Source organism: Cupriavidus alkaliphilus, assembly GCF_900094595.1.
In the GTDB taxonomy this organism is placed as follows: domain Bacteria; phylum Pseudomonadota; class Gammaproteobacteria; order Burkholderiales; family Burkholderiaceae; genus Cupriavidus; species Cupriavidus alkaliphilus.
The window spans coordinates 130,718-145,967 of sequence record NZ_FMAD01000001.1 but is presented as its reverse complement, the minus strand read 5'-3'; the positions used below and the strand labels follow the sequence as shown (position 1 = coordinate 145,967).

15 protein-coding genes are annotated in these 15,250 nt (G+C 68.3%); 7 read left to right on the top strand and 8 right to left on the bottom strand.

Going from position 1 to position 15,250, the window contains the following annotated elements; translation table 11 throughout:
• Positions 1–437 precede the first annotated feature (437 nt).
• Complete coding sequence (gene corA / locus GA0116996_RS00675; RefSeq protein WP_018006324.1) at positions 438–1,400, top strand: magnesium/cobalt transporter CorA; 963 nt, start codon at positions 438–440, stop codon at positions 1,398–1,400.
• 12 nt (positions 1,401–1,412) lie between these two features.
• Here the strand turns inward: corA and mtgA are convergent, their stop codons facing one another.
• From mtgA to mpl, 8 genes are all read right to left on the bottom strand, one after another.
• On the bottom strand, positions 1,413–2,186 hold the full coding sequence (mtgA, locus tag GA0116996_RS00670) for a monofunctional biosynthetic peptidoglycan transglycosylase (protein ID WP_092306382.1): 774 nt from the start codon (positions 2,184–2,186) through the stop codon (positions 1,413–1,415).
• Positions 2,187–2,203: 17 nt separating this feature from the next.
• Positions 2,204–3,091: a shikimate dehydrogenase gene (aroE, locus tag GA0116996_RS00665; RefSeq protein ID WP_092306380.1), complete on the bottom strand. Its 888-nt coding sequence runs from the start codon at positions 3,089–3,091 to the stop codon at positions 2,204–2,206.
• Positions 3,091–3,963 (bottom strand): energy transducer TonB, encoded by an 873-nt coding sequence (locus tag GA0116996_RS00660; protein ID WP_221209880.1) that lies wholly within the window; start codon positions 3,961–3,963, stop codon positions 3,091–3,093. The genes aroE and GA0116996_RS00660 overlap by 1 nt, the downstream gene beginning before the upstream one ends.
• Positions 3,964–4,154: 191 nt before the next feature.
• Positions 4,155–6,269: a ribonuclease catalytic domain-containing protein gene (locus GA0116996_RS00655; protein ID WP_092306376.1), complete on the bottom strand. Its 2,115-nt coding sequence runs from the start codon at positions 6,267–6,269 to the stop codon at positions 4,155–4,157.
• 228 nt (positions 6,270–6,497) lie between these two features.
• Positions 6,498–7,238, bottom strand: a complete 741-nt coding sequence (gene fabG, locus GA0116996_RS00650) for a 3-oxoacyl-ACP reductase FabG (RefSeq protein ID WP_092306374.1) — start codon at positions 7,236–7,238, stop codon at positions 6,498–6,500.
• Positions 7,235–7,900 carry a chorismate--pyruvate lyase family protein gene (locus GA0116996_RS00645; RefSeq protein WP_092306372.1) on the bottom strand — a complete coding sequence of 222 codons (666 nt, stop codon included), beginning with the start codon at positions 7,898–7,900 and terminating at the stop codon, positions 7,235–7,237. Before GA0116996_RS00645 ends, fabG begins: the two co-directional genes overlap by 4 nt.
• On the bottom strand, positions 7,897–8,511 hold the full coding sequence (locus tag GA0116996_RS00640) for a YqiA/YcfP family alpha/beta fold hydrolase (protein WP_092306371.1): 615 nt from the start codon (positions 8,509–8,511) through the stop codon (positions 7,897–7,899). The genes GA0116996_RS00645 and GA0116996_RS00640 overlap by 4 nt, the downstream gene beginning before the upstream one ends.
• Positions 8,512–8,522: 11 nt before the next feature.
• Positions 8,523–9,911: a UDP-N-acetylmuramate:L-alanyl-gamma-D-glutamyl-meso-diaminopimelate ligase gene (mpl, locus tag GA0116996_RS00635; RefSeq protein ID WP_092306369.1), complete on the bottom strand. Its 1,389-nt coding sequence runs from the start codon at positions 9,909–9,911 to the stop codon at positions 8,523–8,525.
• A gap of 200 nt (positions 9,912–10,111) precedes the next feature.
• Between mpl and GA0116996_RS00630 the strand changes: the two genes are divergently transcribed.
• The 6 genes from GA0116996_RS00630 to prmA all read left to right on the top strand — a co-directional run bounded on the left by GA0116996_RS00630 (position 10,112) and on the right by prmA (position 15,249).
• Entirely contained in the window at positions 10,112–10,801 is a 690-nt protein-coding gene (locus GA0116996_RS00630) for a UDP-N-acetylmuramate--alanine ligase (RefSeq protein WP_092306367.1), read from the top strand.
• A 36-nt stretch (positions 10,802–10,837) separates the two neighbouring features.
• A complete protein-coding gene (locus tag GA0116996_RS00625) occupies positions 10,838–11,386 on the top strand; it encodes a TlpA family protein disulfide reductase (protein ID WP_092306365.1) in 549 nt (182 codons plus the stop codon).
• Between the two features lie 197 nt (positions 11,387–11,583).
• Positions 11,584–12,081 (top strand): type II 3-dehydroquinate dehydratase, encoded by a 498-nt coding sequence (gene aroQ / locus GA0116996_RS00620; RefSeq protein WP_092306363.1) that lies wholly within the window; start codon positions 11,584–11,586, stop codon positions 12,079–12,081.
• Between the two features lie 167 nt (positions 12,082–12,248).
• Positions 12,249–12,716 carry an acetyl-CoA carboxylase biotin carboxyl carrier protein gene (gene accB / locus GA0116996_RS00615; protein WP_092306361.1) on the top strand — a complete coding sequence of 156 codons (468 nt, stop codon included), beginning with the start codon at positions 12,249–12,251 and terminating at the stop codon, positions 12,714–12,716.
• Between the two features lie 247 nt (positions 12,717–12,963).
• Positions 12,964–14,316 carry an acetyl-CoA carboxylase biotin carboxylase subunit gene (gene accC, locus GA0116996_RS00610; protein ID WP_092306360.1) on the top strand — a complete coding sequence of 451 codons (1,353 nt, stop codon included), beginning with the start codon at positions 12,964–12,966 and terminating at the stop codon, positions 14,314–14,316.
• A 39-nt stretch (positions 14,317–14,355) separates the two neighbouring features.
• A complete protein-coding gene (prmA, locus tag GA0116996_RS00605) occupies positions 14,356–15,249 on the top strand; it encodes a 50S ribosomal protein L11 methyltransferase (protein ID WP_092306358.1) in 894 nt (297 codons plus the stop codon).
• Position 15,250: the final 1 nt, after the last annotated feature.

Genomic DNA, 15,250 nt, shown 5'->3' with positions numbered 1-15,250 from the left:
TTACGTGGGCAGTAGCATCGGGTGTTCGAGTTGGCGCGGCAACGCTGCGACCTCTGCGAACGCCATGTCACTGCGGGCTGCGTAACGACGACCCGCCCGGAGCACCCGGCTCCGCGCTTCGTCGGCCTTGCCCGCAGTCAGAACTGCGGGCGAGTGTCTTTCCGTGCCACCGGCGGCGCCTCCATGCGCGCCCGACGTGGCGGATCTTCCCTCTCCCGGCTAGCCAGCCAACCCAGGCAAACGCCATCGCCTTGTCCGCCTGCCCCACGCAGCCGCGGGACAGCGCGATCACGCTTGCCCGTGGCCCGGCCTTGCGCGGCATGCCGCGGGGCCATGACGGGGCATGACGCAATACCTGGGAATGCGGCGAGCCGCCTGCGCTTGTCTTCGCGCTTGTCTTTGTTTTTCGTCGCAATCAGCAATAAGGAATCCCGGGGATGATCAACCTGTTCGTCCTGCAAAAAGGCCGGCTTGCCCAGGAGCAGGTCGACGAGCGCAATGAGCTGCTGCAGCACAAGCCGATCTGGATCGATGTCGTCAATCCCGACGACGAGGAACTGAACTGGATCAAGGAAGCCTATGGCGTCGCCCTTCCTGAACTGGAAGACCTGGGCGACCTGGAAGCGTCCGCGCGTTATTTTGAAGGCGAGGACGAGAACATCCATATCCGCACCGACTTCCTGCTCGACGAGGAAGAGGTGTCGCGCAACGTGCGCGTCGCCTTCGTGCTGACCAAGGACGTGCTGTTTTCCATCCACGACGAAGACCTGCCGGTGTTCCGCCTGGTGCGGCTGCGCGCGCGCATGCGCCCGGGCTCGGTGCGCAACGCCAAGGACGTGCTGATGGACCTGTACGCGACCGATGCGGAATACTCGGCCGACTCGATCGAGGAAATCTACGAACGCCTGGAAGAAGCCAGCCGCCGCGTGCTGGCCGAGAACGTGACCGATGCCGCCGCGGCCGACGTGCTGGAAACCATCGCGCGCGAGGAAGACCTGAACGGGCGCATCCGCCGCAACGTGATGGACACGCGCCGCGCGGTGTCCTTCCTGATGCGCAGCCAGCTGCTGTCGGCCGAGCAGCAGGACGAGGCGCGCCAGATCCTGCGCGACATCGACTCGATCGAGAACCACACCGCGTTCCTGTTCGACAAGATCAACTTCCTGATGGACGCCACCGTCGGTTTCATCAACATCAACCAGAACAAGATCATCAAACTGTTCTCGGTGGTGTCGGTAGCGCTGATGCCGCCCACGCTGATCGCCAGCATCTACGGCATGAACTTCAAGTTCATGCCGGAACTGGACTGGGGCGCCGGGTACCCGTGGGCGATTGCGCTGATGGCGGTGTCGGCGGCGATCCCGCTGGTGTATTTCCGCAGGAAGGGTTGGCTGAGCTGAGGGCGGGCGGCTTCAATCGGGCAGCGTCGCTGCCCCCATCCGCCGCGCGATGATGCCCGCCTTGGCGCGGAAGTTCACGCGCACATTGGCGCAGTACTCCTTCTTGTCGAAGCACTTGGGCGCCGGCAGCGCCGCCGCCAGGCGCGCCGACTGGCCCACGCTGAGCTTGTCGGCGCTGGTGCGGAAGTAGTGCTGCGCCGCGGCCTGCGCGCCGAACACGCCCTCGCCCCACTCCACTGAATTCAGATAGATCTCGTAGATGCGCTGCTTGTCCAGCCAGAACTCGAGCATCCACGTGATGGCGAGCTCCTGGCCCTTGCGCAGGTAATGCTGTTCCGACGACAGGAACAGGTTCTTGGCCAGCTGCTGCGTGATGGTGGAGCCGCCGCGCACGATGCGCCCGCGCTTCTTGTTGCGCTCCCAGGCATCGAGCATGGCATCGAGCTCATAGCCGGGATGGTTGACGAAGTCGGCGTCCTCGCTGGCGATCACCGCGCGCTTGAGGTTGCGCGAGATGCGGTCGTACGGCACCCACTCCCGATCCAGGCCGCAGCTCCACACGTTGATGCCGCACAGGCGCCAGCGCTCGGCGCGCATGAAGGTGGTGGTGCTGGGATTGAGGTACTGCCAGCTGGCGATCTGCACGAAGAAGTACAGCTGCATCGCCACCACGCCGGCGACCACGCAACCCAGCAGGTAGCCGAGCCAGCGCACCGGATTGAAGACGGCACGCGCCGGCGCCGCGTGGGTGCGTGCGGCACTGGCCGTGCGGTTGCGGTTGGCCACGGCCGGCGGCGTCCCGGTCAGCCCTTGCGTTCGGCCTGCAGCGCGGCGCGCAGCTCGGCCAGCACGGGCGCAGTGCGGGGCCGCACGCCGCGCCAGATATAGAAGGCCTCGGCGGCCTGCTCGACCAGCATGCCGAGGCCGTCGCTGACGCGCGCGCCGCAGCCTGCCGCGAACTGCAGGAACACGGTGGGCTCGGCGCCGTACATCATGTCGTAGGCCAGCACGCCTTCGCCCAGCAGGAACTCCGGCACCGGCGGCACCTCGCCCTGCAGGCTGCTGGACGAGGCATTGATCACCACGTCGACGGCCTCGTCCTCGGACAGGCCCTCGAGCGCATCGAGGCCGCCGCCCCACAGCTCGACGCCATACTGGTCGGCCGCCTCGACAAACTCTTCGAGCATGTCGCTGGCGCGCGACGCGGTGCGGTTGGCCACCACGATGCGCGAGGGCCGGCATTCGATCAGCGGCAGCATCGCGCCCATGGCCGCACCGCCGGCGCCCAGCAGCAGCACGCGCTTGCCCTCGATCAGCGTGTCGAGGTTGTCCTGGATATCGCGCACCAGGCCGATGCCGTCGGTATTGTCGCCATGGATCAAGCCCTCTTCGATCCACAGCGTGTTGACCGCGCCGGCGGCCTCGGCGCGCTCGGTCAGGCGGTCGGCCAGGTCATAGGCTTCCAGCTTGAACGGCACGGTCACGTTGCAGCCGTAGCCACCGTCGGCGAAGAACCGGCGCACGGTGTCGGCAAACCCGTCCAATGGCGCCTCCAGGCGGTCATATTGCACGGCCTCGCCGGTCTGGCGCGCGAAGGCCGCGTGGATCGCCGGCGAGCGGCTGTGCGCGACCGGGTTGCCGATCACCACATAGCGGTCGGCGCTGGCTTGGGAAGAGTCAGTGGATGTCATCAGCGTGCCTGCAGGCGGGTTTCCAGCCCGCTGCGCGAAAACTTGAAAGTGGATATGACTTCGAGGATGTCCTGGCGCGCCGACATCTCCGCGGTAAAGGCGCCGAACGGCGCGGCCGCGCGCACGATCGCCACCGCCTGGCGATCCAGCGCGGGATCGCCCGAGCTCTTGACCACGTCGATGGCATCGACGTTGTAGCCATCGCGGTTGTAGCCCAGCTTGCCCTGCCGGTTGACGTTGATCACCAGGATCAACTGGCCGTAGAGCGGCTTGCCGTTGCGTTGCGGGAAATCCGTGGTGCCGCGCGCCTCGATCTTGCGGCGCAGCCGGTCGTAGTACTGCGCGTAGTCGACCGCCTGCGCACTGGTGGCGGTCAGCTGGAAACGCTTGGGCCGCTTGGCGTAGTGCTCCAGGTTGCGGCCGATCTCGGCTTCCAGCCTGGCCATCTCGTCTGCCGAGGTGCGCTCGTCCTGGCCGCGCAGCGGCGTGTCCTGGCGCTTCTCGCCCGGCCTGAGCGGCTGGTTGCGCACCGCGGGCGCGGCTTCGCGCGCCTGCGTCAGCAGGCGCTGCTGTTCCTGTTCCAGCTGCTCGACCCGGCGCTGCACCTGGCGCACCAGGTCGCCTTCCTGCGTCAGGGTCTGCGCCGGCAGCGGCGTGGTGGCGCGCTGCAGGTCATGGTCGCCGCCGCCGTCGAGGTTGGCCTGCGCCAGGGCGGTCGGGTTGCGCGGCTTCTGCGCGGACTTGGCATTGACCAGCACCACGTCCAGCGCGGCGTCGCTGCGCTTGATCTCGAACACTTCCGGCGCGGCCACCCGCACCATCAGCAGCAGCGCGTGCACGGCCACGGAAATGGCCAGTGCCCGGGCCAGCATACTGCTGTGGTGCCACCTGGCATGCCACCAGGGGCGGGAAGCGGCAAGAGTGGCGATCACGATGGATGGATGAGGGCTCGGGAGACAACCGCGGCGGCACCGGCCGGTGCCGCTGGCAGAGCGGGAGACCGTGGACCAGGGCTCCGGATCAGACCCGCATTGTAAGGGAGCCCCGCGGATTTCCGAAGGCTTCAGCCGGCCGCCGGGGTGCCGGTGTCGCGCTCGCCCGACGCCTCGCCGCCGGCGTCGCCGTCCGCTTCGCCGTCCACTTCGGCCGGCTCCGGATCGGCCACACCCGCGGCCTGCTCGGCGGCATCCTCGGCCGCGGCCTCGGCTGCGGCTTCGGCGGACAACTCAGCGGCTTCCTCGTCGCTTTCGAGCTCTTCTTCGGGGACTTCGCCTTCACCGGCGAAGATCTCGAGCACCCGGCACGAGACCTCCAGCGTGATCTCGTCGGTCTCGCCGATCTCCAGCAGCACCTGGGTGCCGCGCTGCGCCTGCACCAGCTCGGGCACGCGCGTGACCAGCGGGATCTCGGTGAAGCGCACCGCGCCTTCCTTGAGCACCGAGGCCACCATGCGCTCGCGGTTTTCCTGCTTGAGCCAGCGCAGGCACCAGTAGCGCTCCATGGTCGACTGGTGGTCGGCATAGGCGGCGTAGGTGCCCTCGAAGTCAGCCACCGCGGCCAGAAGGTCGGCGTCCTTGGGCTTGAACGGCGCCACCAGCTTGGCGGTCACGCCGTGCTGGGCCACCGCCAGGATCTGCCACTGGTTGACCAGGTCGACATAGCGGCGCAGCGGCGAGGTGCTCCACGCGTACTGCGCCACGCCCAGGCCTTCGTGCGGCGCCGGGTAGGTCTGCATGCGCGTGCGGTGCATGCCCCACGCCTTTTGCGTGCGGTAGATGCCGGGCACGCCATGATCCGCCAGCAGCTTGCCCCAGGTGCTGTTGGCCAGGATCATCATCTCCGCCACGATCTTGTCCAGCGGCGAGCCGCGCTTGCGCTGCTCGATGCGCACGCGCTGGCTGCCGTCGGCCTGGTCGTCGAGGTAGAAGTTGAAGTCGGCGCGGTTGTGCGTCTCGGGGCGCAGGCCGCTGGCCAGACGCGCCCGCTGGCGCTCGTCGTACAGGTAGCCGGCAAAGTGCCACAGCCGGGTCAGTTCCTCGCGGAACGGGTAGTCGCCGGTGCCTTCGGCGAGCGAGGCTTCGGTGATGACATCGTCGAGCAGGTTGTGGCGCAGGTTGGCGGCGATCGGCACCATCTCGGCGCGGGTCTCGCTGCCGGTGATCAGCCACACCGACGGGTCCACCGTCACGTACAGCGACAGCGCCGGGCAAAGCCGGCCTTCCTGCAGCGTGTAGCGCTCGACCACCGGGTCCGGCAGCATGGTGATCTTGTCGCCCGGGAAGTAGACCGTCGACAGGCGCTGGCGCGCGATCGCGTCGAGCGGCTCGCCGCGGCGGATGCCCAGCGCTGGCGCGGCGATATGGATGCCGATGCGCAGCTTGCCGTCGGGCAGTTGCGTTACCGACAGCGCATCGTCGATCTCGGTGGTGGTGACGTCGTCGATCGAGAACGCCTCGACCTCGGCCAGCGGCAGCTCGGCCGGCGGCTCGGGCACATCGGTATCGGGAAAGCCGGTGCCCTTGGGGAAGCACTCGGCGAGGAACTTGGCCTCGTGCAGCGCGCGCGCGCTGGCGACGCCGCCGGCGGCCACCATCAGCCGCATCGGCGACATGCCGAGCGCGCTGCAGGCGGCGTCCATGGCCTTGTATTCCAGGCTGTTCTTGTCCGGCTTGAACAGCAGCTGCAGCACCTTGTTGCGGAACGATTCCGGCAGCGTCAGCGCCTTCAGCTGGTCTTCATATTCGGCCTGCACCAGCGCTTGCTGGCGCTTGCGCTCGAGCGCGGCCAGCGCGGCCTTGAGCTGGTCTTCGGGCGCGCGCTGGTAGCGCCCGCGCCCCTTGCGGCGGAAGTACACCGGATTGCCGTGCAGCGCCATCGCCAGCGCCGCCTGCTGCACCGCGCCGGGCTCGGCCCCGTAGTATTCGGCGGCCAGCTCGGCAAAGCCGAACTCGGCCTCGGGCGCGCATTCCCACAGGAAGTCCAGGTCGATCTCGGCCACCAGCTCGCCGGTCTGGCGCACCAGCTCGGGCGCCGACGGCTGCGCGAACTGAAGCAGCACGTCGCGCGACTTGACCTTGGTGCGCTTGCCGGCCGGCAGCTCCACCTGGTAAGCCTCGCCCTGCTGGTTCAGCACGGTGCCGGCGCGGATCTCGCCGCCTTCTTCGAACAGCAACTGCATCGATCGGTACTTTCAACTATGCGCGGAACCGCGCCGGGCAGCCCTGTGGCCAGCGCTGGAGCGGATCCTGTGGGAGAAATGGTGCCACCGCGCGCACCCGGACATCAACGCGTGCGAACGGGAACGGGTGCGGGGCGCGAGGGCCTGTCGGCGGCCTGCCGGTGACCGGCAATGACCCGGCCTGAGACCTGGCATGATACCGCACCCCGGTCCGCCCGCCCGCCGGGCTCAGAGCGACATGCCGCCGCTGGCCTCGATCGCCACGCCGTTGACGTAGCTGGCATCGTCGCTGGCCAGGAAGGCGTAGATGCTGGCGATCTCGGCCGGCTCGGCCAGCCGGCGCAGCCAGCACGACGACTTCATGCCGTCCAGCACCTTGTCCGGCACGGTCGCCAGGATCTCGGTGTTGACGAAGCCCGGGCACACCGCGTTCACGCGCACGCCCTTGGGGCCGAGCTCGCGCGCCCAGGTCTTGGTGAAGCCGATCACGCCGAACTTGCTGGCCGCGTAATTGGTCTGGCCGAAATTGCCGTACAGGCCGACCACGCTCGAAGCGTTCAGGATCACGCCCTTGCCCTGCTCGGTCATCAGCCCGGCCACGGCCTGCGCGCAGTTGAATACGCCCTTCAGGTTGACGTCGATGACGGCATCGAACTGGGCCTCGGTCATCTTGGCCAGGCGCGCGTCCTTGGTGATGCCGGCGTTGTTGACCAGGATATCGACCCGCTCGTGCGCGGCCAGCACCGCGGCGACCATGGCGTCGACCTCGTCGCGGCGCGTCACGTCGACGCGGTAGGCCGATACGGTGGCGCCGGTGGCCGCCAGCCTGGCAGCGGCCTCGCGCACGCGCGCTTCCTGCACGTCGCACAGCACGACGATGGCGCCGTCTTCGGCAAAGCGCTGCGCGGTGGCAAAGCCGATGCCGGCGGCGGCACCGGTGATGATGGCAACCCGACCCTGCAGTTTCATCTCGTGGTCTCTTTCTTGATTTCGGTAGTGTGTGTCGAAACAGGGCTTCGGTCTGTCGTCCGCATATATTTGGGATGCGGTACCGCCTCGGTCCCCGGGGATGGCCGCGACAGCAGGTCTGGCAGGAACACTTCTGTCACGAGCATGACGCCGCCGCCGCGCCGGAACACCGAGCGCCGCGCGGTCAGCATGGGCACTGCCGCCATGTCCGGCAGCACGCGGTGCAGGGCCTGGCGCAGCGGGTGGTGCGGCAGCAGCCGCGCAAACTGGAACGGCTCGCGTCGCACCGCCGGATCGACGAACAGGCGCCCGCCCAGCGGACGCTCGCCCAGCCCGCGCAGGAACGGCCAGTCGCGGCGCGCATGGCGCAGCCGCACCACGGTGTGGGCGAATACGGCGGGGATGTCGTCGCAGATCAGCAGCACCTCGCGCGTCAGCGCGGGAGTACGGTCGGCCTGGCCCAGCACCTGCCATTCGTCGGCCAGCGGGCGCCGCGGCGCCTGCAGCAGCCGCGCCACGCGAAAGCGCGCGGACGCGGCTACCAGCCGCGCCGTCAGCGAGCCGTCATCGCCGGTGACCCAGCGCCGCAGGTTGGGCGGGATGGCCGCATCGAAAGCCAGGTGCGGGCTCCAGCCGCCGCGGCGCACCGACTGCGCGCTCATGCCGCGCCGGCGCCGGCCGGCACCTTGCCGCCGGGACCATAGCCGCAGAAGGCGAGCACATCGTCGACGTAGTCGGCAAATTCGCTGATGCCGTGGTCGCTGCCCTCGATCACGCGGATGTTCGCGCCAGGGCAGGCCTCCACCATTTCGCGGTAATCCAGCACCTCGTCGCCGGTGGCGGCGATCAGGCAATAGCGCTCGGGCCGGGTGATGGTGTCCACGCGCAGGTCCAGCAGTTCCTGCAGGTGGCGGCGTTCGACCGTGACCGAACCGCCGCCGTGCCACAGCGGCTGTTCGCCCAGGTAGCTTTCGAGGTCGGTCCAGGGATGGATCGCGGGATTGAGCAATACGGTCTTGCAGCCGTGCCGCTCGCCCAGCCAGCGCGCATAGAAGCCACCCAGCGACGAGCCGACGATGGCGATCTCCTGGTCGCCGCCCGCCTGCGCCGCGCGGATCGCCGCCTCGGCCTGGGCCACGGCCAGGGCCGGCGAGACATTGAGCGTGGGGCAGGCGTAGTAGCGGCCCACGCCCCACTCGCGCATGCGCGCCTGCACCAGCTGGGCCTTGAACGACTGGGGCGAAGAGCGGAATCCGTGCAGATACAGCAGCATGGCGAGTCCGGTCAGCCCGCGCTGCCCTGGGCCAGCGCGTCCAGCAGCTTCTGGTGCACGCCGCCAAAGCCGCCGTTGCTCATCACCAGCACATGGTCGCCCGGCCGCGCCGCGGCGCGCACCGCCTGCACCAGCGCGCCCAGGTCCTGGAACGCGGTGGCGGTGGCGCCCAGCGGCGCCAGCGCTTCGGCCAGGTCCCAGCCCAGCGCATCCTTGCCCGCGGGAGCGCCGTAGCCGAACACCAGGTCGGCCTGCTCCAGGCTGGCCGGCAGCTGCGCCTTCATCACACCCAGCTTCATGGTATTGGAACGCGGCTCCAGCACCGCCAGGATGCGGGCATTGCCGACGCGGCGGCGCAGCCCGTCCAGCGTGGTCTGGATCGCGGTGGGATGGTGGGCGAAATCGTCGTAGACCGTGACGCCGCCGGCCACGCCGCGCACCTCCATGCGGCGCTTGACGTTGGCGAAGCGCGACAGCGACGCGATCGCCTGCACGGCCGGCACGCCGACGTGGCGCGCGGCGGCAATCGCGGCCAGCGCGTTCATGCGGTTGTGGGTGCCCTGCAGGTCCCACACCACGGTGCCGGCAACGGCGTCGCCGAACCAGACATCGAACGCATCCTTGCCCGGCGCCGCCTCGGTGCCGGCGGCGTCGCTCTCGCGCCAGTCGCCGACGCCGAACTGCTCCACTTCACTCCAGCAGCCGCGCTCCAGCACCCGCGCCAGGCTCTCTTCCACGCCGTTGACGACGATCCGGCCCTGGCCCGGCACGGTGCGCACCAGGTGATGGAACTGGGTCTCGATCGCGGGCAGATCCGGGAAGATGTCGGCGTGATCGTATTCCAGGTTGTTCAGGATGGCGGTGCGCGGGCGATAGTGGACGAACTTGCTGCGCTTGTCGAAAAACGCCGTGTCGTACTCGTCGGCCTCGATCACGAAGAAGTCCGACTCGGTAACGCGCGCCGAGATGCCGAAGTTCTGCGGCACCCCGCCCACCAGGAAGCCAGGGTTGTAGCCGGCGTCCTCGAGGATCCAGGCCAGCATCGAGGTGGTGGTGGTCTTGCCGTGCGTGCCGGCCACCGCCAGCACCCACTTGCGCGCCAGCACGTGCTCGCCCAGCCATTGCGGGCCCGACACGTAAGGCAGGTTGCGGTCGAGGATGGCCTCCATCAGCGGGTTGCCGCGCGAGACCACATTGCCGATCACGAACAGGTCCGGCTCCAGCGACAGCTGGGCGGGGTCGAAGCCCTCGATCAGTTCGATTCCCTGGGCTTCGAGCTGGGTGCTCATCGGCGGATAGACGTTGGCATCGCAGCCGGTGACGCGGTGGCCGGCCTGCTTGGCCAGCACCGCCAGGCCGCCCATGAAGGTGCCGCAGATGCCAAGGATATGAATATGCATGGGTTCCCGGAAAGACTTGAAGCCCGCAGGCGTGGGGATTCGGGCCCGGCGGCGCGGCGGCTGGGTTGCAGCCGTGTCGTGCGGTGCGGCGGCCGGGCAGGAAGCCTTCGATTGTACCCGAGCGCCAGCGCCCTTCGCTGCACTGCGGCAGCACGGGCAGCGCCGCAGCGCGACCGCGGACGCCTCCGGTATCATGGGGCATGAACCGACGTACCGCCCCAGACCCGACCCGCCTGCGCGAGGAAATCGCCCAGGCCGCCGCCCGCATGATTGCCGAGGACGGTGCCGACTACGCCACCGCCAAGCGCAAGGCCGCGCGCCAGGTGCTGGGCGAACAACGCGTGCCGGGCGAATGGCTGCCCGACAACGAACAGGTCGAGGCCGAGGTGCGCGCCTATCAGGCGCTGTTCCACGCCGACAGCCAGCCGCGCGTGCTGGCGCTGCTGCGCCGGCTGGCGGTGATGGCAATGCAAGACCTGGCGCCGTTCCGGCCCTATCTGGTCGGCGCGGTGCTCAACGGCACCGCCACGGAACACTCCGATATCTATCTGCAGTGCTTCTGCGACAGCGCCAAGGACGCCGCGCTGCACCTGATCAATGCCGGCGTCGATTTCGAAACCAGCGAAAGCCGCCACTTCGGCGGGCGCGGCGAGGTCGAAACCCTCAGCTTCCTGTGGAAGGGCCAGTGGCCCGACCGCCGCGAGGCGCGTCTCCTGGCCGGTGAAGTCCGCGCGGAACTGGGTGCGCCAGTCGGCATCCATATAGCACTGTATGATGCCGTCGATGAACGCGGCGCAATGCGCACGGACGCCTCCGGGCGCGCGGCCCGCGCCGATGTGCAGGCCGTGCAGGCCCTGCTGGATGCCGCTGACGCCGCTGGCAACGCCTGAAGCCCCGCCTTACCTTCTACTGGTCAAGCCATCTCCATGACTGAAACCGTCGCCCCGCCCGTCCGCCGCTCCCGTCTCTGGCTATGGATCGCTGTCGCCGTGGTCGCCTGTGCCGCCGGTGCGCTCGCCGGGCATTTCGTGTTCTCGCCGAAGCCCGCCAACGATCAGGCCGTCGAAACCTTGTTCCAGTCGCGCCTGCCTGATCCCGCCGGGACCGAACTTGATCTGGGCAAGTTGCGCGGAAAGACCGTGGTGGTCAACTTCTGGGCCCCGTGGTGTGGCCCGTGCGTCGAGGAAATGCCGGAGCTGACTGCCCTGCATGAGGAGTTCAAGCATCGTCAGGTGGAATTTGTCGGCATCGGTATCGATTCCGCCACCAACATCCAGCAGTTCACCCAGAAGGTGCCGGTTGCGTATCCGCTGGCCGTGGCTGGCTTCGCCGGCACTGAGTTGTCCCGGAATTTCGGCAACAGCGCCGGCGGCCTGCCCTACACCGTGGTCATCAATCCGGACGGATCGGTGAAGTATCGCAAGATGGGCCGGGTTACCGCGGACGAACTGCGTGCCGTGCTGCCGCGCACCTGAGTCATTTCTCCCGCCAACATCGCGGAATTTCGGCTTTCTTGAAGGATTTGTCCCGGCTGCGGACCGCTTTGATGCAAAAGTGCTCAAAAGGCCGCCGAGCTTGCGCCGAGGGCCGCCAAGGCCTGTATCGCGTGCTAGACAAATCCCTCTAAGCTACGGTAATCTCCGCGCAATTTCGTTGATCTGGTCGAGCCGCCGTGACTGCATCCCGCTCTATCCGTCGCTCACCCCGCTACCGCAAGGTGCTGGTCCTGCACGGGCCGAACCTTAACCTGCTGGGAACACGCGAGCCGGAGACCTACGGGCACACCACGCTGGCCGATATCGACGCGGCCCTGGCCGAACGCGCGGCGAAAGCCGGCGCGTCGCTGGAGACGTTCCAGTCCAACCACGAGGGGGCGCTGGTCGACCGCATCCACGCCGCTCGGGCGGAAGGGGTCGAGTTCATCATCATCAACCCGGCTGCCTATACGCACACCAGCGTGGCGCTGCGCGACGCGCTGGCCGGCGTGGCGATCCCGTTCATCGAGGTGCACCTGTCGAACGTGCACCGGCGTGAAAGCTTCCGGCACCACTCGTACTTCTCGGACGTGGCGGTCGGGGTGGTCTGCGGGCTTGGCTGGCAGGGTTACCTGCTGGCGCTGGACTATGTACTGGGCCAGGAGCAGCCCCCGCCCGACAGTTCGGGGAGCTGAACCCCCGCAAGGATTTTTTCGACAACCTGCGCGCGCCGCCCGGCGGCCTGCGCCCGTTGGCGTGCCTCGGCACGGCGGGTGCGGATTTCCGGTGGCCGGCACAACGATTGTTCCGCCACGGCCCGTCCCGGGCAGCGGCGGAAAACCCGATTCAGGAGGATAAAAAGATGGACCTGCGCAAGCTGAAGACGCTTATCGACCTGGTGGCCGAATCCGGCATCTCCGAGCTGGAAGTCACCGAAGGCGACGGCAAGGTACGCATCGTCAAGCAACCGCCGCAAGTCGTCGCCGCGCCGATGGCCATGCCGCAGATGCAGGCCCTGCCCGCCGCCGTGCCGGCCGCGGCCGCCCCCGCCGGCGCCGCCGCGCCGGCTGCCGAGCCGGTTGCGCAGCTGCCCGCCGGCCATGTGGTGACCTCGCCGATGGTGGGCACCTTCTACCGTGCCCCGTCGCCGGGCGCCGCGCCCTTCGTCAACGTCGGCGACGCCGTCAAGGAAGGCCAGACCGTCTGCATCATCGAAGCCATGAAGCTGCTCAACGAGATCGAGTGCGACAAGGCCGGCGTCATCAAGGAAATCCTGGTCGAGAACGGCCAGGCCGTGGAATACGGCCAGCCCCTGTTCGTCATCGGCTGATCCTGACCGGCATGCCGGCCCCGGGGCTGCCTACGGCCGCGCAAGCGGCCTCACGGCGGCCCGTCCCACGCGGCATGCCACGGCGCTTCCGACGCCAGGGACGTTGTGGGCTTCGCGGCCCGTTCCGTGCAGTTCCATGCAATTCCCGCAGTATCGCGGCCCGGGTGGCCACAGGCCATCACGGAGCGCGCCCGGCGCGCCATGGCGCCACGCAGCGGGACCGCTACTGTTCTCGCAGAGAGAGACCATGTTTGAAAAAATTCTGATCGCGAACCGCGGCGAAATCGCTCTTCGCATCCAGCGCGCCTGCCGCGAGCTGGGCATCAAGACGGTCGTGGTGTACTCCGAGGCCGACAAGGAGGCCAAGTACGTGCGCCTGGCCGACGAAGCCGTCTGCATCGGCCCGGCCCCGTCGCCGCTGTCGTACCTGAACATGCCCGCCATCATCTCGGCCGCCGAGGTGACCGACGCGCAGGCCATCCACCCCGGCTACGGCTTCCTGTCCGAGAACTCGGACTTCGCCGAGCGTGTGGAAAAGTCCGGCTTCGTCTTCATCGGCCCGACCGCCGACAGCATCCGCCTGATGGGTGACAAGGTCTCGGCGAAGCAGGCCATGATCAAGGCCGGCGTGCCGTGCGTGCCCGGCTCCGACGGCGCCCTGCCCGACGATCCCAAGGAAATCCTGGCCACCGCGCGCCGCGTCGGCTACCCGGTGATCATCAAGGCCGCCGGCGGCGGCGGCGGCCGCGGCATGCGCGTGGTGCATACCGAAGCCGCGCTGATCAACGCCGTCAACATGACGCGCGAAGAAGCCGGCCGCGCCTTCGGCAATCCCGAGGTCTACATGGAGAAGTTCCTCGAGAACCCGCGCCATGTGGAAATCCAGATCCTGGCCGACCAGCACAAGCAGGCCATCTGGCTGGGCGAGCGCGACTGCTCGATGCAGCGCCGTCACCAGAAGGTGATCGAGGAAGCCCCCGCGCCGCATATCCCGCGCCGCCTGATCGAGCGCATCGGCGACCGTTGCGCCGAGGCCTGCAAGAAGATGGGCTACCGCGGCGCAGGCACCTTCGAGTTCCTGTACGAGAACAACGAGTTCTATTTCATCGAGATGAACACGCGCGTGCAGGTGGAGCACCCGGTCACCGAGATGATCACCGGCATCGACATCGTGCAGGAGCAGATCCGCATCGCCTTTGGCGAGAAGCTGCGCTTCCGCCAGAAGGACGTGCAGTTCCGCGGCCACGCCATCGAATGCCGCATCAACGCCGAAGATCCGTTCAAGTTCACCCCGTCGCCGGGGCGCATTACCGCATGGCACATGCCGGGCGGCCCCGGTGTGCGGGTGGACTCGCACGCGTATGATGGTTACTTCGTCCCGCCCAACTATGATTCGATGATCGGCAAGATCATCACCTACGGCGCCACGCGCGAGCAGGCCATCGCCCGCATGCGCATCGCGCTGTCGGAAATGGTGGTGGACGGCATCCAGACCAACGTGCCGCTGCACCGCGAACTGATGATGGACGCCAACTTCGTCGAAGGCGGCACCAGCATCCATTATCTCGAGCATCGCCTGGCAGAACGCGCGAAGGCCTGAGCACCGGTCTGAGCAACCCGCAGCAACAGAAGGAAGCCCGTGGCATTTCAGGAATGTGTGATCGAAGTGGCGCAGGACCAGGCCGAGGCCTGGTCTGACACCCTGTTCGACCTCGGCGCGCTGTCGGTCTCGGTGGAAGACGCCGACGCCGACACGCCCGATGAGCAGCCGCTGTTTGGCGAGCCCGGGCTGGAACCGAAGCAACTCGCGTGGAACCGCTCGCGCGTGGTCGCGCTGTTCGGCGACGACGCCGATCCCGCCGTGGTGGTGGCCGCTGCCGCCAACCAGCTGGGCATCGACCCGGTGCCGCCGTACCAGTTGCGCGCGGTCGAGGACCAGGACTGGGTGCGGCTGACGCAGTCGCAGTTCGAGCCGATCCGCGTGGGCGAGCGCATCTGGGTGGTGCCGTCGTGGCACGACGCGCCCGAGCCCGACGCCGTGGTGCTGGAGCTCGACCCGGGCCTGGCCTTCGGCACCGGCAGCCACCCTACCACGCGGCTATGCATGCAGTGGCTGGAGCAGAACCTGAAGCCGGGCGAAACCGTGCTCGACTACGGCTGCGGCTCCGGCATCCTGGCCATCGTCGCGCGCAAGCTGGGCGCGGGCGACACGGTCGGCATCGACATCGACCCCAACGCGGTGGAAGCATCGCGCTACAACGCCGAGCGCAACCGCGTCGAGGCGTCGTTCGCGCTGCCGGAATCGGTGTCCGACGCCAGCTACGACCTGGTGGTCGCCAATATCCTGTCCAACCCGCTCAAGCTGATGGCGGCCATGCTGAGCGCGCGCGTGCGCGCCGGCGGGCGTCTGGTGCTGTCCGGCGTGCTCGAGCGCCAGGCCGACGAAGTCGCCGCGGCCTACGCCCCCTGGCTGCCGCTGACGGTGTGGCGCAGCGAGGAAGGCTGGGTCTGCCTGCACGGCACCCGCCCCTGAT